The following is a 17,199-nucleotide window of genomic DNA, read 5'->3' on the forward strand; positions in this document are numbered from 1 at the left end:
CGCCACATTAGGTGGCAGAAGCGGAGAAGGATGGACATGAACGGCCGCGTACTCCACGTCGTCGGCACCCGGCCGAACTTCGTCAAGGCCGCCCCGGTCGTCGCCGCCCTGCGCGCCGCGGGCTGCGGCCAGGACCTGGTGCACACCGGCCAGCACTACGACGAACGGATGTCGGACGTCTTCTTCCGGCAACTGGGCCTGCCCGAACCGGACACCGACCTCGGCGTGGGCTCCGGCAGCCACGCCCGGCAGACGGCCGAGCTGCTGATCGCGCTGGAGGGTGAGCTGACGGCCCGGGACCCCGCCCTCGTGATGGTGTACGGGGACGTCAACTCCACGCTGGCCGCCGCCCTCGCCGCCGCCAAGCTCGGGATGCCCGTCGCCCATGTGGAGGCGGGCCTGCGCAGCTTCGACATGACGATGCCGGAGGAGGTCAACCGGCGACTGGTCGACCAGCTGGCCGAGCTGCTGTTCGCCACCAGCCCCGAGGCGGTGGGCCATCTCGCCCGGGAGGGCGTCGACCCCGGCCGCGTCCATCTCGTCGGCAACCCCATGATCGACACCCTGCTCACCCATCTGGACCACTTCGACCCGGCCGCCGCCCGCACCGCCCACGGACTGCCCGAGCGCTACGGCGTCGTCACCCTGCACCGCCCCGCCAACGTCGACGACCCCGAGGCGGCCCGCGCCGCCGCCGACGCCCTCACCGCGGCGGCCCGCCTCCTCGACCTCGTCGTGCCCCTGCACCCGCGCGGCCGGGCGGCACTCGGCGCGGCGGGCCTCGACGGAGCCCCGGGCGTCCACGTCCTCGACCCGCTGGGCTACGTCGAGTTCATGAGCCTGGTGCGCGGGGCCACCGCCGTGATCACCGACTCCGGAGGCGTCCAGGAGGAGACCACCGTCCTCGGCGTGCCCTGTCTGACGCTGCGCACCACCACCGAACGCCCGGTCACCGTCACCCACGGCACCAACCGGCTCATCGGCCACGGTGAACTCGTACCCGAACTGCGCAAGGTGCTCGACGGCGCACCCCCGGCGCCGGACGAGGGCCCACCCCTGTGGGACGGACGCGCCGGGGCCCGGATCGCCGCCGAGGTCACCCGCTGGCTGGACCACCATGCCTGAGGCCACCCGCGACGCCTTCGCCACCCACGGCACCCACGACTCGTCCCCTCGCGGCTCCCGCGCCGCCCGCGACCCCTCGTCCACCCGCGCGTACTGGGACACCCGCCACCGCGACCACGACGACCTCGCCTCCGGTGGCCACATCGGGCTGGACCGGCCGGGCAACGAGATCTTCTACGCGCTGCGGCTCGGCGCCCTCCTCCCGCTGCTCGGCGACCTGGCCGACGCGTCCGCCCCGCTGTTCGTGCTCGACGCGGGCTGCGGCAAGGGGCACTTCGCCCGCGCCCTGGCCCGCTGCGGCCACCGCGTCGACGCCTTCGACGCCAGCGAGGAGGCCCTCGCCCAGGCCCGCGCCCGCGGCGGCGGCCCCCGCTACGCCCGCGCCGGACTGGACGAGTGGCGCAGCCCCTGGCCGTACGACGCCGTGCTCTGCGTCGACGTCCTCTTCCACGTCCTCGACGACCGGGAGTGGGAGGCCGGTCTGCGCAACCTCGCCTCCCTGACGAGGATCACCGGACGGCTGATCCTCACCGACGAGGACACCGCCACCCGCCGACCGCGCGCCGACTACATCCTGCACCGGCCCGCCGCCGACTACCGCGCGCTGCTCGAACCCCTCGGCCTGCGGCACACGGGGTTCACCCCGTACGGCTTCCGCGAGAACGAGGTCGGCTTCCACGTCTTCACGAGGATCCGCTGATGCGCCTGACCGATCTGCTCCACCCCCACCTCGACGGCGTCACCACGGTCGTGGACGCCACCGCGGGCGGGATCGGCCTGGAGCCCTATCTGCACCTGCCCGACGGCATCGCCCTGGACCACGGCGAACGCGACATCGGCGCGGGCGAACTGGTGCTCGTCTCCTACGGCCCCGAACCCGCCCTGCACGGCAGCGAGGCCGACTGCCTCGCCGTCCTGGACCGCATGCGCCCCGGCGCGCGCGGACTGCTCCTCTTCGGCCACCACGGGCCCGAACTGCCCTACCACCGCCTCCTCGACGCCCTCGTGGCCCACCACTGCCAGGTGCTGCGCGCCGCCCCGCTCGACTACGTGCACCTGCACGCGGGCGCGGTGTTCGCCCGCACCGACGAACTCCTGCCCCCGCACGACTGGTCCGGGCGGCCCGTCCCCGGTGAGGGCCTCGCCACCGCGCTGCGGATCGCCGACGAGTACGTGCTCGCCGACCTGGTCTCCCGCTCCCTGCGCGCCCGCCTGCTGGACCTGGAACGCGACGCCGAGGACGCCGAACGCGCCCGGGGCCCCGCCCACCCGGACGGCCTCGCCGAACGGCTCGCCGCCGCCGTACGGGAGAAGGACCAGCTCGCGGCGGCGCTGCACGGCGCCCGGGAGCGGATCGCCCTGCTCCAGGACCGGGTGGCCATGCTGGAGGGGTCCACCTCGCTGCGGGTGGGGCGGGCCCTGGTGTCGGCGGCACGCTCGCCCCGCCGCGCGGCGCCCCGGCTGCCACGGGAGTTGTACGGGCTGTGGCGGGGGCGGGCGAGACAGGGCCCGGAGCCGCGGACCCGCCCCGCCGCCACCCCGACGGAGACGGGGACGGAGGCGGCCGTCGCGGACGGGCGTCTCCACCTGGCCCACCGCGCGTTCACCTCGACCCCCCGCGACCGCATGGTGATCGTCGGGGTGCTCGCCGACGCCACCGCCGCCGACCTCGCCGCGGACGCCGCCGTCAACCGGGCGCTCCCGCACGACGGCCGGGTGATCGTACGGCGCACCGAACCGGACGCCCTCGTCGTCCAGCTCAGCGCCTGCACCGGCGACGGCCCCTGGTCCCTCACCGGCACCGGTCTCGCCCCCGACCTCGACCGCCACCTGGCCGAACTGCTCACCGAGACCCGGGCGCTGGGCGGCTCCTGCGTGCTGTGGCGGGACGGCCCGGCCGCGGCGGCCCCCGGACTCACCCGGTTCGCCTGGGACGCCGTCCTCGACGCGGACGCCGGGGTCCGGCTGGCGAGCCTGGACCCGGCGGCGGACGGACGGCGGCGACTGCGCGAGGCGTTCCGCGCGGACAGCACCCGGGTCCGCCTGTCGCAGCTCGCCCGCCGGGTCGGTGCCCCCGATCCCCTCGACCAACGCCGCGTCTGCGTGCTGGCCGCCCCTCGGGACCGCGTCGGCATCGCCCGGCTCACCGCCCAGGTACTGGGCCAGCGGCACCGGCCAGCCGAGGTCGTCGTGCCCGACCCCGCCGGACTCGACGAACTCACCGCCGCCGGGGTGCCCGTACGCACCGGTGCGCCGGAAGCCCCCTGGGTGGCCGACTGGACGGACCTCACCGAGGACCGCCCCGACACCCTGCTGCTCGACCTGATGTGCGCGCAGGAGTACTCCGGCGCCGACGCGGTGGGCAGCACGCCCACCGCCGACGACTACGTCTTCGTCCCCGACCTGACCCCGCTCCTCGTACGCCGCGCACTGCTCGAGTCCGGCGCACCGCCCGCGACCTGGGCGCGCGGGGGACACCGCCTGTTCGCCTGGTCCGGAAAGGAGCCGACGGCATGAGCCGGACCCTGAACGCCCTCGTCTACGGCGACGTCGACCTCAACCTCATCGACGGCTCCGCCGTCTGGGCCCAGTCCACCGTGCAGGCGCTGTCGCGGGCGGGCTGCCGGACCCGGCTCGTCCTGAAGGCCCCGGTGCACACCGGGCGGCTGATCGACCCGCTGGCCGGACTGCCCGGGGTCACCGTGGTCCGCCCCTACGAGGAACGGCTGCTGCCCGGGCAGGGCGACCGTCCGCTGTCGCCCGTGCAGGCCTCCCGGGTACTCGCCGGGCTCGACGAGGAGGAGCCCTGCGACCTGCTGGTGCTGCGCGGACGGCGACTGGTCGCGCGGATGGTCGCCGACGGTGACTTCGAGGGCCGGATCTGGGCCTACCTCACCGACATCCCGCAGTCGGCCGCCGACATGACCGAGGAGGCCCGCGCCGACCTCACCCGCATCGCCGAGTCCTGCGGGCGTCTGCTGTGCCAGACGGAGGAACTGCGCGGTCTGCTGGAGACCTGGGTGCCCGAGGCGGTCGGCAAGTGCCTGCTCAGCCCGCCCGCCGTGCCCGAGCCGGACTTCGACGTCCCCGGCCACGCCCGTCCGCACGACCCGTTCCGGCTCGTCTACACCGGCAAGTTCGCACCCCTGTGGAACACCCTGCCCATGACCCGCCTGCCCGCCCTGCTCGCCGAACGGGGCGTCCGGGCGGAGCTGCACACCGTAGGGGACAAGGTCCACGACGACCCCGCCCGCCCCGAGTTCCACGCCGCCATGACCCGGGCCCTGGCCACCACACCCGGCGTCCAGCACCACGGCGGGCAGCCCCGCGAGGAGGCCATGCGGCTCGCCGCCGACTGCGACCTCGGCCTCGGCTGGCGCGAGCCCGCGCTCGACGCCAGCCTCGAACTCTCCACCAAGGTCCTGGAGTTCGGCGCCCTCGGACTGCCCGTCGTGCTCAACCGCACCCCCGCCCACGAGGCCCTGCTCGGCGCCGACTACCCCCTCTACGTCCCCGGACGCGCCGGACTCGACGACGCCGTGGACGCGGTCGCCCGGGCCGTGCACGACCCCAAGGCCCGCCAACTCGCCGCCGGACGCTGCCGCGACGCCGCCGCCCGGTACACCCTCCAGGTGGCCGCCGACCGCTGGCGCGCCCAGCTCGACCAGGCCTTCCCCTCGGCACCGGCCGCCGTGACCGCCCGCCCCCGCCCCCTGCGGGTCGGAGTCGCGGGCCACGACCTGAAGTTCCTCACCCGCATCCTCGACCACTTCCGTACGCTGCCCGGCCTGGACGTCCGCGTCGACGCCTGGGCCGCGCTCGCCCGCCACGATCCGGCGGTCAGCCGCGAACTCGCCGACTGGGCGGACGTCGTGATCGTCGAATGGTGCGGCCCCGCGGCCGTCTGGTACAGCCGCCACAAACGGCCCGGCAGCCGTCTCATCGTCCGGCTGCACCGCTTCGAACTGGACGCCGACTGGCCCGGCCAGGTGGACATCGACGCCGTGGACCGGGTGATCTGCGTCAGCCCCTCCTACGCCCGCCGCACCGTCGAGCGCACCGGCTGGCCGGAGGCCAAGGTCACGGTCGTCCCCAACTGGGTGGACACCGACCAGCTCGACCGCCCCAAGGCGCCCGGCGCCCGCTTCCGGCTCGGCATGATCGGCATCGCGCCCAGCCGCAAGCGCCTCGACCTGGGCCTCGACGTCCTGGAGACCCTGCGCGCCCACGACCGCCGCTGGCACCTGTCGGTGAAGTCCAAGCCGCCGTGGGAGTACTGGTGGATCTGGAACAAGCCCGAGGAACGCGCCCACTACGACGCCGTCCTGCGCCGCCTGCAGACCTCCCCCCTCCTGGCGGGAGCGGTCGTCTTCGACGACTTCGGCGCGGACGTGGCCGCCTGGCTGCGCCGCATCGGCCACGTCCTGTCCACCAGCGACGACGAGAGCTTCCACCTGGCCCCCGCCGAGGGCATGGCCTCCGCCGCCGTGCCCGCCCTGCTGCCCTGGCCCGGCGCCGACGAGATCTACGACCGCCGCTGGATCCACCAGGACCCGCACACCGTGGCGGCCTCCCTCGCCGACCTGACCGAGGAGACCTGGCGGGAGGCGGGCACCCTGGCCCGCACCCAGGTGCGCGAGCGGTACTCCCTCACCCGGGTGGCCAGGGACTGGACCGAACTCCTGCTCCCCGCCTGACCCACGGCCCTACAGCGGCAACGCCTGCGCCGCCCCGGACACGGTGTCCACCGGCGTCGGCGCGGGCGCCCGCACCGGCTCGGGCTCCTCCACCCGCTGCTGCGGCAGCGACACCGCCCGCAGCGGACGCGGCCCCGACACCACCGTGTAGTCCTGGCCCAGGAACGGCGGCGCGATCTCGCCGGGGTCGTCGCCCAGGGCCAGCCGCACCGCCGCCCAGGGGGCGTTGACCCCGCACAGGGACAGCTGGTGCAGCCCGCCCGCCGGGCGGGTGTTGACGTCCATCAGGACCGGACGGTCGCCGAACATCCGGAACTGGATGTTGGACAGGTAGTGCAGTCCGAAGCCCTCGGCGATACGGCGGGCGGGCTCCAGCCACTGGTCGCTGAGGGTGAAGCCGCGGCGGCGGCCGTTCTTGGTGCGGCCCACCGCCAGCCGGACCCGGTTGTCCGGGCCGGTCAGACAGTCGACGGACACCTCCGGCTGCTCCAGCCGCGGCATCACCAGCCAGTCCACCGGCTCCTCGGCCGCCCGCACCGCGTCCAGCACCAGGTCCAGGGGCACGTACGGGCTCGGGAATCCGTTGAGGTGCACGAGTGAGAAGGGGGCGCGCGTGATCACGCGGAAGCCCACCCCGCCCGCGCCGGACGCAGGCTTGAAGCACGCCTTGTGCCCGGCCGTCTCCAGCTCCTCCACGGCGGCGACGAGTTCGTCCGCCGACCGCACCCGCCACCAGGGCGGCACGGGCGCGCCGATCGCCTGGACCGCCTCGTAGGCGATCACCTTGTCCTGGAAGACGGCCACCGCCTCGGGCGGCGGCGCGAGCAGCGCCGTACCGGCCGCCTGGAAGTCCGCGCGGTGCGCCACCACCGCCGCCTGGTGCAGCCGGGGCACGAACACGTCGATGCCGCGCCGGACGCACTGGTCGAGGGCGAACTCGACGTACGCAGCCGGGGAGAGGCCCTCCGGCTCCAGCTCGGCGGTGTCGGCGGCGGCCAGGACGGGGGAGTCGGGATCGCCGTGGGTGGCATGGATCTCCACCGCCCGGTCGCTGGGATTTCGGCGCAGCTGATCCATGAAGAACACGTTCTCCGCGTACGTGCGGTTGAGCCAGACGCGTACGCGAGAGACCATGCAGGCCGCCTTTCACGGTTCGCGGGCACGGCGGAGCGGGCCGTGCCCGGCCAGGATGGTGGGAGGGTCACCAAGCCGCCCTCAGGGAAGGGAGTTCGGGGGCGTCGGTGTTGGGGCGATCATACGGCTTCCCGGGACCCCCGCGTGCAACGCGCGTGTTACGGATTCCCGGCACGGACCCGGCACGGACCCGGCACGGACCCGGCACGGACCGGCACGGACCCCGCACGGACCCGGCACGGACCCCGCACGGTCCTGGCACGGTTCTGCGTAGGGTGCCGTCCCGGGGCGCCCTTGCCCGGTGCGGTGCGCGTGTGCTGTCGTGTTCGGGTCCGAACTGATCGTGAGGGGGCGACAGGTGACATCGACGGCCGGTGGTGCCGGGCAGCTGCTGGCCATCAGTGACCTGCACATCGGGTACCCGGAGAACCGCGCGCTGGTCGAGGAGATGCGCCCCGGCTCGGACGAGGACTGGCTGCTCGTCGCCGGGGACGTCGCCGAGACCGTCTCCGCCGTCCGCTGGGCGCTGGGGACCCTCGCGGGCCGCTTCCGCCAGGTGGTCTGGGCACCCGGCAACCACGAACTGTGGACCCACCCCAGCGACCCGGTCACCCTGCGCGGCGCCGCCCGCTACGACCACCTCGTGGCGGTCTGCCGCGAACTCGGCGTGCTCACGCCCGAGGACCCCTACCCGCTGTGGGAGGGCCCGGAGGGACCCGTGGCCATCGCGCCCCTCTTCCTCCTGTACGACTACTCCTTCCTCCCGGCGGGCTGCGCCACCAAGGAGGAGGGGCTGGCGTACGCGCACTCGACCGGCGTGGTGTGCAACGACGAGTACCTGCTGCACCCCGACCCCTATCCCACCCGCGAGGACTGGTGCCGGGCCCGGGTCGCCCTGACCGAACGCCGACTCGCCGCGCTCCCCGAGGATGTGCCCACGGTCCTCGTCAACCACTACCCGCTGGACCGGCACCCGACGGACGTGCTGTGGTACCCGGAGTTCGCCATGTGGTGCGGCACCCGGCTGACCGCCGACTGGCACCGCCGCTTCCGGGTCCGGACCATGGTCTACGGCCATCTGCACATCCCGCGCACCACCCACCTCGACGGCGTCCCCTTCGAGGAGGTCTCGGTGGGCTACCCCCGCGAATGGCGCCGCAGGGAACGGCCACCGGGACAACTGCGCCGCATCCTGCCGAGGGAGGTCGCGGCCCGGTGATGGGGGAACTGCTGCCCGGCACGGTGGTCGCCGTGGAGGCGTACGGCGACGACGGCACCGAGGCGGCGCCGCTGTACCCCGAGGAGGCGGCGCTGGTGGCGCAGGCGGTGGCCAAACGGCGCCGGGAGTTCACCGTCGTACGGGCCTGCGCCCGCCGCGCCATGGAGAAGCTCGGGGTGCCCCCGCAGCCCGTGCTGCCCGGCGAGCGGGGCGCCCCGCGCTGGCCCGCCGGACTGACCGGCAGCATGACCCACTGCGACGGCTACTGTGCCGCCGCCCTGGTCCGCGCCGCCGACCTCGCCTCCCTCGGCATCGACGCCGAACCCCAGGGGCCGCTGCCCGACGGGGTGCTGGAGGCGGTGGCGCTGCCCTCGGAGCGGGAACGGCTGCGCACCCTCGCCGCGGCGCACCCCGCGGTCCACTGGGACCGGCTGCTGTTCAGCGCGAAGGAGTCCGTCTACAAGGCGTGGTTCCCCCTCACCGGGCAGTGGCTGGAGTTCACCGAGGCCGACATAGACCTCCGGGTCGGCCCCGGCGAACCGCTGGGCGGTACCTTCCGCGCCGAACTCCTCGTCCCCGGACCCGTGGTGGCCGAGCGCCGTCTGACCCGCTTCGACGGCCGCTGGACGGTCCAGCGCGGCCTGACGGCGACGGCGGTCGCGGTCCCGCACGGCTGAGGGGGGCTCAGGGCTCCGGGCACCAGCTGTGCAGCAGCCGGAAGAACTCCGCCTCATTGCCCGTCAGACCCGCCTCGGCGAGCGCCTGTTCCGCCTCGGCCAGCGCCGACGGCGGCACGACCGGCGGGCGTGGGGTGCCGGGCGGGCCGGAGGCGGTGTCGAGGGCGGCTCGTACGGTGTGCAGCAGCCGCAGATAGGCCTGGACGGCGGTGCGCTCACGGTCGGTCAGTACGGCGGTCGGCATCGGTCGGCTCTCCCCGCGTCGTCGGTCTCGGTCGTCGGTCGCACGCCCCGCACGGCGGGGGCGTGTCTCCAGCTTGCCGTCCACCACTGACAATCCGGCCGGACTCGGTCCCGATTCGCCCGGTTAGGCCCATTGACCCCCATAGCGCCCCGGGGTTGCATGGTGGTAGTTCTCCGGTGGAGATCCGGAGGAGAGACCGTGTCTGATCCGGGGTCTCGTCCGGAGTCCGATCCGGGGCCTTCCGATCTTCCGGGCCTTTCTCCGGGTCTCGTCCGGGCCTGATCCGGGGTCTGATCTGGGGGGAAAATGAGGGGAACCAAGAACCGGGGCACGACCAGACGCGTGCGGGCCGCCCTGAGCGCGGCGGTCGCGGTCTGCGCCGTCACGGCGGCGCTGCCCGCCGTCGCCTCGGCACGGCCCACGGCCGTCGCGGGCACCAGCGGAGCCGGTGTCGAGCTGATCAGTCTCGCGACCGACGGCACGCAGGCCGACGGCGACTCCGACGGGGCATCGATCACGGCCGACGGGCGCCGCGTCGCCTTCCTGTCGTTGGCGACGAACCTGGGGGGATCCAGCAGTTCGGGCACACACAAACAGGTGTACGTCCGTGACCGGCGGACGAGCCAGACCGCGCCGATGTCGTCCATCACCTCCGCGATCCGGCCCCCGGTGATCAGCGGCGACGGGCAGTACGCCGCCCACTGGGGGCAGTTGCTCAGGGACACGAAGGTCTTCCTGTCCCAGGTGGGCACGGGAAGGACGATCGGCATCAACTGCTCGGGCCTCAGCTGCGGGCAGCCGTCGCTCAGTGCGGACGGCCGCTACATCGCCAACGTCGCCACGCACGGCCGACCGGCCACCCGGCAGACCGTCGAGGTGGCCGACTGGCAGGCCAACACCACGGAGCTGGTCGCCGAGTTCTTCCACACGTCCCCGGCCCGGCCGTCCATCAGCGCCGACGGCGAGTACGTCGCCTATCAGGACGGTGCGGCGCAGGACGTCTGGCTGTGGAACCGGACCGACGGCACCACCTCCGACCCGATCGAGGGCCCGGCCACGGCGGCGACCCTCGTCCAGCTCAGCCAGGACGGCCGCAAGGTCGTCTACCTCGCGGGCTCCGACACCCACGTCTACGACGTGGCCTCCGACACCGACCAACTGGTGCCGGACGTACGGGGCGTGGCCATCGACCCGACCGGCACCTATCTGCTGTACGCCCCGTCCGGCACGAGCGGCCCGTCGCCACTCACGCTGCGGGACCTGCGGACGGGTACGGACGAGGTCGTCTCGGCCCAGCCCGCCACGGCCGAGACCGGCTCGGTCACCGCCGGTGGCCGTGACGTGGTCTTCCAGTCCACGGCCGACGACATCGTGCCCGGCGACACCAACGGCAGGTCGGACGCTTTCGTCCGCAGCCTCTACTGACCGACGGCCGCGACCTCCACCGGCCCGGCCCGGCAGGTGCGCCCACCTGCCGGGCTTCTCGCCGTCGCCCTAGTCGCCCTAGCCCTGCGGCCCCAGATACCCCAGCGACGTCTCGATCCGCCCCGCCAGATGGTTGCGCCGCACCGGCCCCCGTGCCGTCGCACCCGGCAGCCACGTACGGCACTTGCTGGCCAGCAGCAGGCCGAAGCTCTCGGCGTCCCGCTCGTCGGCGAGGTCGAAGCGGGTGCGGGCGGCGACCTTCAGGACGGTGGCCCGCAGGTCCGCGTCGTCGTGCAGGAGACGGGCGGCCACGGCGGCGCCGTCGACATGGTGGCCGCAGTGCCCGGCCTTCATGTGCCACAGCTCGTGCCCGAGGATGACCAGCTGGTGGTCCGGCGCGGTGCGCTCCTCGACGACGACGAGGTCCTGCTCGGCCAGGTCGAGCCAGAGCCCGCTGGCGGTGCCGGGCGGGAAGGCCGCCGTACGGAAGCGGACGGGGCGGCCACGGCGTCGGCTCATGGCGTCGCACAGCGCGGCGTACAGGTCGGCGGGTGGGGCGGGGGCGGGCAGATCCAGCTCGGCGACCAGCTCCCGGCACAGGCGGCGCATGTCCCTACCGATGCCCACGGACTCTCCCCGGCTCACGACTCGGGCCGCTGGACGCTCTCCAGGAGCATGTCCAGCCACTCCGCGACCTTGTCGCGGTGCTGGTCGGTGGGCAGCTGGGCCGCCCGCCAGGCGATCCCGCGCACGCCGTGGTCCTGCAGGAGCCGCTCCAGCGGGTCGTCGGCGGCCTCGGCGGCCTGCCGCTCACGGTCGGCGAGCTTCTGCAGCAATTCCTGCTCGGTGCGCTGCAGCGCGCCCGCCAGCGCCTCCGGGTCCTCGGCCGTGAGGAACCCGGCGTGCACGCGGAAGAAGCGCTGGATGGCGTCGCAGTGCTCCATGGTGGGCCGCCGGTCGCCGTTGATCAGCGCGCCCGCCTGCTGCCGGGACATGCCCGCGCCGTCGGCGATCTCCTGCTGGGTGTACTTGCGGCCGTTGGGCTTGAGCCGGGTCCGGCGCAGCAGGTCCAGGCGTTGCAGAAAGCGGGCCTGTACATCGGGCTCGCCCGCCGGGCGGCCGCTCAGCAGCTCCCTGACCACGGGCTCCGGCACACCGCAGGCGGTGGACAGGCGGGTGATGTCGAAGACCTCGGGGTGCGGTACGCCGAGCCGGTCGGCGAGCGCGGTGACGCGGGAGACGACGGCCGGCAGCGCGGCCGTCACCGTGGCGCCCGGAACCTCGTAGCCATCCGTCACCGACAGGTCTCCTACGTCTCTCACAGGCTTCTCACAGATGGTTGCCGTGAACTTCCCGGAGAGTAGCCGGTCGTTCGAACTTACATCCAGGTCTCGCCACAACTGTGGCCAATTTCAGCCGTCAACAGGCATGAAATGCCACGATAGTTGACACGCCTCGCTCGGGGGCACCAGGATCAAGGCGCCGCGTGAAGGGCCGCAGAGGCATAAGGGGTGACCTCCCGATGGCGTATCAGGCAGGTGGGCAGCGGTCCGCGCCGCGGCCCCGCCCCGAGAATCCGACGGCCGAGGCCTATCTGCGGGACTACGCGGCCTTCCTGGACGCTGTGCCCTTCCCGTCCCTCGTCGTCGACCACCGCTGGGACGTGGTGCTCGACAACAGCGCGTTCCGGACACTCTTCGGCGGCGTCGGACCGCATCCGACGGCCATGCCCGGCGACAACTTCCTCAGGTTCGTCCTCTTCCACCCGGACGCGTGCACGGTCCTCGGCGAGCACGAGTCCAGCTGGTGCCTGCCGATGCTGGCGCACTTCGCCGCCGCCGTGGAGCGGCACGGCCACGACGTGCAACTGCAGACCATCCTGCGGGACATCGTCCAGGACCCGATCATGGAGGCGGCCTACCGCCAGGGCCTGCCGCACTGGATCCGGGCGGTGGGCGCGGCGGCCGTGGAGCACGACGGCGCCGTCCGTCCGCTGCTGCACCCCGACCCGCGCTGGGGCGCCACCGACTGCCGGATCGTCTGCGAGACCCCGAGGGTCCTGGAGGAACTGGGCTACACACGGCTGACGATGATCCTGCGCGAACCGCGCAGGCCGACGCATACTCCGCACCAGCGGGCCCGCGCCCGGCGCGCGGTGAGCCACCTGAGAGTGGTGCCCGCCCCCGAGGCCTGACCGGGCACCGTCGGCGTTCAGGTCGCCGACGGCGCCTCGGTCGGGCCGGGGGCATCCCACGGCCCCCCGCGCCTGGCCGCCTGGATCTGCTCGTACACATGGGTCCGCAGCTCCGCGAAGCGCGGCGCCACGCGCGTGTGCAACTGGTCCCGCTCCACCGGCAGATCGACCTTCAGCTGCTCCTGTACGACGGTGGGGGAGGCGGACAGCACGATCACCCGTTCCCCCAGGTACACGGCCTCGTCGATGTCATGGGTGACGAACAGGATCGTCATCGCGCGCTCCCGCCACAGCCCCCGTACCAGGTCCTCCAGATCGGCCCGGGTCTGCGCGTCGACCGCCGCGAACGGCTCGTCCATCAGCAGCACCTCGGGCTCGTACGCCAGCGCCCGGGCGATGGCGACGCGCTGCTGCATCCCGCCCGACAGCTGCCAGGGGTACGCCCCGGCGGCCTCCGCGAGCCCCACCGACTCCAGCGCGTCGGCGACCAGCTCCCGTCGCCGCGCCTTGCTCAGCCTCTTCTGCTTCAGCGGCAGTTCGACGTTCTCGCCGACCCGCATCCACGGGAAGAGGCTGCGCCCGTACTCCTGGAAGACGATCGCCATCCCGGGCGGCGGCCCGCCGACCGGGCGGCCCGCCAGCAGCACCTGACCGCCGGTCGGGCTCAGCAGCCCGCCGACGCACTTCAGCAGGGTCGTCTTGCCGCACCCCGATGGGCCGACCAGACAGACCAGTTCGCCCGCCTCGACGGTGAAGGTGAGATCGCGCAGCGCCTCCACCCGCCGCCCGGCGCCGTCGTAGACCTTGCGCAGGCCGCGTACGTCGAGCATGGACCGCCCTTTCTCGAACGCCACGGGGGTCATGGTGACCGCCTGGCCGAGGCCCGCAGCCCGTGGTACCAGCCGAGCACCCGCCGCTCGACCAGCTGGAAGACGACGGAGAGGACAAAGCCGAGCAGGCCGAGCAGGAGGATCCCGGTCCACATGTCGGGGAGGGCGAAGCCGCGCTGGAACTGCACGATGGCGAAGCCCAGCCCGTTGCTGGGGGCGAACAGCTCGCTGATGACCATCAGGATGATGCCGATGGACAGGGCCTGGCGCAGCCCCGCGAAGATCTGCGGGCTCGCCGCGCGCAGCACCACGTGCCGCAGCCGGGCGGCGCCCGTGACGCCGTAGGAGCGGGCCGTCTCCGTCAGGACCGAGTCCACCGCCCGCACCCCCTCGACGGTGTTGAGCAGCACCGGCCAGACGCACCCGGTCGCGATCACGGTCACCTTCATGGTGTCGCCGATCCCCGCGAACAGCATGATCACCGGCACCAGCACCGGCGGCGGCACCGCCCGCAGGAACTCCAGGACCGGCTCGCACACCGCCCGCACCCACGGGTACGAGCCGATGACCGTGCCGAGCCCCACCCCCACGACCGCGGCCAGCGCGTAGCCGCCCATCAGCCGCAGCACGCTGGGCAGCACGTCGGCGCGCAGCCGCTGCCCGGTCCACACCTCGGGGAAGGCCCGCAGGATCGTCTCCAGCGGTGGCCAGTACACCTGCGTACTGCCCGCCGAGGCCACCCACCAGACGGCGACCAGCACGGCGGGCAGCGCGCCCACCAGCACCAGCCGCAGCAGGACCCGGCTCACACCGCCACCTCCCCGCGCACCGACTGGTGCCAGGCCAGTGCCCGCCGCTCCACCGTCCTTGCGCCCACGTTGATCAGCAGCCCGAGCACTCCGGTGACCACGATCAGCGCGTACATGTCCGGCACCGCCTGCGAGGTCTGGGCGACCGCGATCCGGGCGCCGAGACCGGGCGCGCCGATGACGAGTTCGGCGGTCACCGCGAGGATCAGCGCCACGGCCGCGGCCAGCCGGACCCCGGTCATGATGTACGGCAGCGCGGTCGGCCACAGCACGTGCCGCACCCGCGCGAAGGTGCCGAGGCCGTAGGAGCGGGCCGTCTCCTCGGCGACCGGGTCGACGTCCTGGACGCCGTACATGGTCTGGATCAGCACCTGCCAGAACGCGGCGTACACCACCAGCAGCAGCACCGAGCGCAGTTCGGTGCCGTAGAGGAGGACGGCGAGGGGGATGAGGGCGACGGACGGGATGGGGCGCAGGAACTCGATGGTGGAGGCCGTGGCCTCGCGCAGGTACGGCACCACCGACAGGACCACCCCCGCCACGATGCCCGCGCCGACCGCGAGCGCGAGGCCCAGCGCCCAGCCGGTGAGGGTGTCGCCGAGCGCCGTCCAGAAGGCGCCGTCGCCCAGCTCCCGGCCGAGCGCGTCGGCGATCTCGCTGGTCGGCGGGAAGTACTCCCTCTTGACCAGGCCGAGCCGCGGCACCGCCTCGCCCAGGGCGAGGAAGCCCGCGAGCCCGGCCGCGCCGAGCGCGGCGCCCGCGCCCCTCACGGGAGCAGCGCGTCCAGGTCGGGCGCGGTCTTGAACAGGCCGTCCCGCTGGCCGAGCCGGGCCAGTTCCTCGATCCCCGCGCGGTTGGGCTCGGCGGGCCACTTCGGCAGGGTCACCTCGGCCAGCACCTCGGCGGGGATCTTGGTGTACGAGGTGACGACGGCGCGCGCCTCCTCCGGGTGGGCGTCGGCGTAGGCGAGGGACTCGGCGGTGGCCTCCTGGAACCTCCGCACCACGTCCGGGTTCTTCTCGGCGTACTGGGCGGAGGTGAAGTACAGCGCCACGGTGAGGTCGTCGGCGACGTCGACGAGGGCGGAAGTGACCTCGCGGGCGCCCTGGCTCTTGACGGTGGCGAGCGCGGGCTCGACGACCATCGCGGCGTCGATCTGGCCGCTGTCGAGGGCGGCGGGCATCTGGTCGAAGGCGAGTTCGACGAAGTCCACCCGGTCCGGGTCGCCGCCCGCCTTGCTCACGGCGGCGCGTACGGCGGTCTCGTTGATGTTCTTCAGCGTGTTGACGGCGACCTTCCTGCCCTCCAGGTCCTTGGCCGTCTTCACCGGGCTGTCGCCCTTGACGGTGATGGCGCCGAAGTCCGCGCCCTGCTCGCCGGTCGAGGCGATGCCGTTGGAGACCGCCTTCACGGGCACGTGGGTGGACTGGGCGATCAGCAGCGAGGTCACGTTCGAGAACCCGAACTGGAACTGCCCGCTGACCACCCCGGGCACGATCGCCGCGCCGCCCTGCGCGGTCGACAGGGACAGCTTCAGGCCGCGCTCGGCGTAGAAGCCCTTCCGCTCGCCCAGGTAGAGGGGGGCCACGTCCACGATCGGGATGATGCCGACCTTCACGGTCGTCGTGCCGTCGGACGCGGTGCCGGAGTCGTCGGACGATCCACAGGCCGCCGCGGACAGGAGCAGGAAGCCGGTGGTGACACCGGCGAGCAGACGACGCATGGCTCCTCCTGTGCAGACAACGTGCGACGGTGTTCCGACAGGCTGTGCGCAGACCGCACAGTGGTACGCGTTTGGTGCTCAGCGGGACCGTAGAACCGGCTCGGACAGCGGTCAATGCCCCTGCCGGGCAATGTTGTTGACAATCCACCCGGTCCGGAGCGGGTCACACCGGGCCCGGACCGCTGCACCGCTGGAGGCGAGATGAGCCCCGCAGACCGCGCACCGCACTTCGTGAGGTCCTTCGAACGCGGCCTCGCGGTCATCCGCTCCTTCGACGCCGAGCACCCCGCCCGCACCCTCAGCGAGGTCGCCCGCGCCTGCGACCTGACCCGCGCGGCGGCCCGCCGACTGCTGCTCACCCTCGCCGACCTCGGCTACGTCCACACCGACGGACGGCTGTTCCGCCTCACCCCGCGCGTCCTCGAACTCGGCTACGCCTATCTCGCGGGCCTGACCCTGCCGCAGCTCGCCGAGCCGCACCTGGACGAACTGGTCGCGGAGGTACGGGAGTCGTCCTCGCTGTGCGTCCTGGACGGCGACGACATCGTCTACGTCGCCCGGGTGCCCACCCGCCGCATCATGAGCGCCGCCATCACCGTCGGCACCCGCTTCCCGGCGCACGCCACCTCCGTCGGCCGGGTCATCCTCGCCCACCTCCCCGAGGCGGAGCGCGAGGACCACCTCACCCGCGCGGAGCTGCGGCCCCTCACCGCCCGCACGCTCACCTCGCCCGACGCCCTGCGCGCCGAACTCGTCCGGGTCCGCCGCCAGGGGTACGCCCTCGTCGACCAGGAGCTGGAGGAGGGCCTGCGCTCGGTCGCCGCCCCGGTGCGCGACCGGGACGGCACGGTGGTCGCCGCGGTCAACATCGCGGTCCACGCGGGCCGTACGTCGCTGGCCTCGGTCCGCCGCGAACTGCTGCCGCCGCTGCTGGCGGCCGTGGCGCGGATCGAGGCGGACCTGGGGGTCACCGAGCCCGGCGCGCGCCCGCCGTACCGACGACCTTCACCCTCGGTCCACCGGACCCTTCCGTGACGTTCGGCGGTCTTGGAACACTCCCTTCCGCACGTCACGTCACATCACACGCATGCGTACCACGACGTATGACGACGTATTCGAGGC

17 protein-coding genes are annotated in these 17,199 nt (G+C 73.6%); 9 read left to right on the plus strand and 8 right to left on the minus strand.

Annotated elements, in window-relative coordinates; translation table 11 throughout:
* Nucleotides 1-36: 36 nt before the first annotated feature.
* The 4 genes from wecB to ACFVQG_RS06025 are packed head-to-tail and all read left to right on the plus strand — an operon-like array spanning nt 37 to nt 5,822.
* Nucleotides 37-1,125, plus strand: a complete 1,089-nt coding sequence (gene wecB, locus ACFVQG_RS06010; RefSeq protein WP_383377328.1) for a non-hydrolyzing UDP-N-acetylglucosamine 2-epimerase — start codon at nt 37-39, stop codon at nt 1,123-1,125.
* Entirely contained in the window at nt 1,118-1,825 is a 708-nt protein-coding gene (locus ACFVQG_RS06015) for a class I SAM-dependent methyltransferase (protein WP_383377330.1), read from the plus strand. The genes wecB and ACFVQG_RS06015 overlap by 8 nt, the downstream gene beginning before the upstream one ends.
* Nucleotides 1,825-3,642 (plus strand): hypothetical protein, encoded by a 1,818-nt coding sequence (locus ACFVQG_RS06020; RefSeq protein WP_383377332.1) that lies wholly within the window; start codon nt 1,825-1,827, stop codon nt 3,640-3,642. The genes ACFVQG_RS06015 and ACFVQG_RS06020 overlap by 1 nt, the downstream gene beginning before the upstream one ends.
* On the plus strand, nt 3,639-5,822 hold the full coding sequence (locus tag ACFVQG_RS06025) for a glycosyltransferase (RefSeq protein WP_383377334.1): 2,184 nt from the start codon (nt 3,639-3,641) through the stop codon (nt 5,820-5,822). Before ACFVQG_RS06020 ends, ACFVQG_RS06025 begins: the two co-directional genes overlap by 4 nt.
* A 9-nt stretch (nt 5,823-5,831) precedes the next feature.
* Here the strand turns inward: ACFVQG_RS06025 and ACFVQG_RS06030 are convergent, their stop codons facing one another.
* On the minus strand, nt 5,832-6,956 hold the full coding sequence (locus ACFVQG_RS06030) for an ATP-grasp domain-containing protein (RefSeq protein ID WP_383377336.1): 1,125 nt from the start codon (nt 6,954-6,956) through the stop codon (nt 5,832-5,834).
* 358 nt (nt 6,957-7,314) lie between these two features.
* Between ACFVQG_RS06030 and ACFVQG_RS06035 the strand changes: the two genes are divergently transcribed.
* Complete coding sequence (locus tag ACFVQG_RS06035; RefSeq protein ID WP_383377338.1) at nt 7,315-8,175, plus strand: metallophosphoesterase family protein; 861 nt, start codon at nt 7,315-7,317, stop codon at nt 8,173-8,175.
* Entirely contained in the window at nt 8,172-8,852 is a 681-nt protein-coding gene (locus tag ACFVQG_RS06040) for a 4'-phosphopantetheinyl transferase (RefSeq protein WP_383377339.1), read from the plus strand. The genes ACFVQG_RS06035 and ACFVQG_RS06040 overlap by 4 nt, the downstream gene beginning before the upstream one ends.
* A gap of 7 nt (nt 8,853-8,859) precedes the next feature.
* Here the strand turns inward: ACFVQG_RS06040 and ACFVQG_RS06045 are convergent, their stop codons facing one another.
* The gene (locus tag ACFVQG_RS06045) at nt 8,860-9,096 is read right to left on the minus strand and encodes a hypothetical protein (protein ID WP_383377341.1); all 237 of its coding nucleotides are present in this window, start codon (nt 9,094-9,096) and stop codon (nt 8,860-8,862) included.
* A gap of 306 nt (nt 9,097-9,402) precedes the next feature.
* On the opposite strand from ACFVQG_RS06045, the gene ACFVQG_RS06050 reads away from it, so the two are divergent.
* Nucleotides 9,403-10,521 carry a hypothetical protein gene (locus ACFVQG_RS06050; protein WP_383377343.1) on the plus strand — a complete coding sequence of 373 codons (1,119 nt, stop codon included), beginning with the start codon at nt 9,403-9,405 and terminating at the stop codon, nt 10,519-10,521.
* 78 nt (nt 10,522-10,599) lie between these two features.
* Here ACFVQG_RS06050 and ACFVQG_RS06055 read toward each other — a convergent pair whose 3' ends face one another.
* Both ACFVQG_RS06055 and ACFVQG_RS06060 read right to left on the minus strand, forming a co-directional pair.
* Nucleotides 10,600-11,130 (minus strand): toxin-antitoxin system, toxin component, encoded by a 531-nt coding sequence (locus tag ACFVQG_RS06055; protein ID WP_383377956.1) that lies wholly within the window; start codon nt 11,128-11,130, stop codon nt 10,600-10,602.
* Between the two features lie 32 nt (nt 11,131-11,162).
* Entirely contained in the window at nt 11,163-11,819 is a 657-nt protein-coding gene (locus ACFVQG_RS06060; protein WP_383377345.1) for a helix-turn-helix domain-containing protein, read from the minus strand.
* Between the two features lie 224 nt (nt 11,820-12,043).
* Here ACFVQG_RS06060 and ACFVQG_RS06065 point away from each other — a divergent pair, with 224 nt between their 5' ends.
* Complete coding sequence (locus ACFVQG_RS06065) at nt 12,044-12,715, plus strand: hypothetical protein (protein ID WP_383377347.1); 672 nt, start codon at nt 12,044-12,046, stop codon at nt 12,713-12,715.
* A gap of 17 nt (nt 12,716-12,732) precedes the next feature.
* Here the strand turns inward: ACFVQG_RS06065 and ACFVQG_RS06070 are convergent, their stop codons facing one another.
* From ACFVQG_RS06070 to ACFVQG_RS06085, 4 genes are read right to left on the minus strand one after another with little or no spacing between them, the layout of a single operon-like run.
* Nucleotides 12,733-13,545: an ABC transporter ATP-binding protein gene (locus ACFVQG_RS06070; protein WP_383377958.1), complete on the minus strand. Its 813-nt coding sequence runs from the start codon at nt 13,543-13,545 to the stop codon at nt 12,733-12,735.
* A gap of 29 nt (nt 13,546-13,574) precedes the next feature.
* The gene (locus ACFVQG_RS06075; RefSeq protein ID WP_383377349.1) at nt 13,575-14,354 is read right to left on the minus strand and encodes an ABC transporter permease; all 780 of its coding nucleotides are present in this window, start codon (nt 14,352-14,354) and stop codon (nt 13,575-13,577) included.
* Nucleotides 14,351-15,124, minus strand: coding sequence for an ABC transporter permease (locus tag ACFVQG_RS06080; protein ID WP_383377351.1), 774 nt, complete (start codon nt 15,122-15,124; stop codon nt 14,351-14,353). Before ACFVQG_RS06080 ends, ACFVQG_RS06075 begins: the two co-directional genes overlap by 4 nt.
* Nucleotides 15,121-16,077, minus strand: a complete 957-nt coding sequence (locus ACFVQG_RS06085) for an ABC transporter substrate-binding protein (protein WP_383377353.1) — start codon at nt 16,075-16,077, stop codon at nt 15,121-15,123. The genes ACFVQG_RS06080 and ACFVQG_RS06085 overlap by 4 nt, the downstream gene beginning before the upstream one ends.
* Nucleotides 16,078-16,278: 201 nt before the next feature.
* On the opposite strand from ACFVQG_RS06085, the gene ACFVQG_RS06090 reads away from it, so the two are divergent.
* On the plus strand, nt 16,279-17,112 hold the full coding sequence (locus ACFVQG_RS06090; RefSeq protein ID WP_383377355.1) for an IclR family transcriptional regulator C-terminal domain-containing protein: 834 nt from the start codon (nt 16,279-16,281) through the stop codon (nt 17,110-17,112).
* Nucleotides 17,113-17,199 lie beyond the last annotated feature (87 nt).

This window comes from Streptomyces sp. NPDC057877 (assembly GCF_042796855.1).
Taxonomy (GTDB): Bacteria; Actinomycetota; Actinomycetes; order Streptomycetales; family Streptomycetaceae; genus Streptomyces.

What these genes read in the sequence shown, in the direction of transcription:
- wecB (WP_383377328.1), top strand. Translation starts at nt 37, where the DNA reads ATGAACGGCCGCGTACTCCACGTCGTCGGCACCCGGCCGAACTTCGTC.
- ACFVQG_RS06015 (WP_383377330.1), top strand. Translation starts at nt 1,118, where the DNA reads ATGCCTGAGGCCACCCGCGACGCCTTCGCCACCCACGGCACCCACGAC.
- ACFVQG_RS06020 (WP_383377332.1), top strand. Translation starts at nt 1,825, where the DNA reads ATGCGCCTGACCGATCTGCTCCACCCCCACCTCGACGGCGTCACCACG.
- ACFVQG_RS06025 (WP_383377334.1), top strand. Translation starts at nt 3,639, where the DNA reads ATGAGCCGGACCCTGAACGCCCTCGTCTACGGCGACGTCGACCTCAAC.
- ACFVQG_RS06030 (WP_383377336.1), bottom strand. Translation starts at nt 6,956, where the DNA reads ATGGTCTCTCGCGTACGCGTCTGGCTCAACCGCACGTACGCGGAGAAC.
- ACFVQG_RS06045 (WP_383377341.1), bottom strand. Translation starts at nt 9,096, where the DNA reads ATGCCGACCGCCGTACTGACCGACCGTGAGCGCACCGCCGTCCAGGCC.
- ACFVQG_RS06050 (WP_383377343.1), top strand. Translation starts at nt 9,403, where the DNA reads ATGAGGGGAACCAAGAACCGGGGCACGACCAGACGCGTGCGGGCCGCC.
- ACFVQG_RS06055 (WP_383377956.1), bottom strand. Translation starts at nt 11,130, where the DNA reads ATGCGCCGCCTGTGCCGGGAGCTGGTCGCCGAGCTGGATCTGCCCGCC.
- ACFVQG_RS06065 (WP_383377347.1), top strand. Translation starts at nt 12,044, where the DNA reads ATGGCGTATCAGGCAGGTGGGCAGCGGTCCGCGCCGCGGCCCCGCCCC.
- ACFVQG_RS06070 (WP_383377958.1), bottom strand. Translation starts at nt 13,545, where the DNA reads ATGCTCGACGTACGCGGCCTGCGCAAGGTCTACGACGGCGCCGGGCGG.
- ACFVQG_RS06085 (WP_383377353.1), bottom strand. Translation starts at nt 16,077, where the DNA reads ATGCGTCGTCTGCTCGCCGGTGTCACCACCGGCTTCCTGCTCCTGTCC.
- ACFVQG_RS06090 (WP_383377355.1), top strand. Translation starts at nt 16,279, where the DNA reads ATGAGCCCCGCAGACCGCGCACCGCACTTCGTGAGGTCCTTCGAACGC.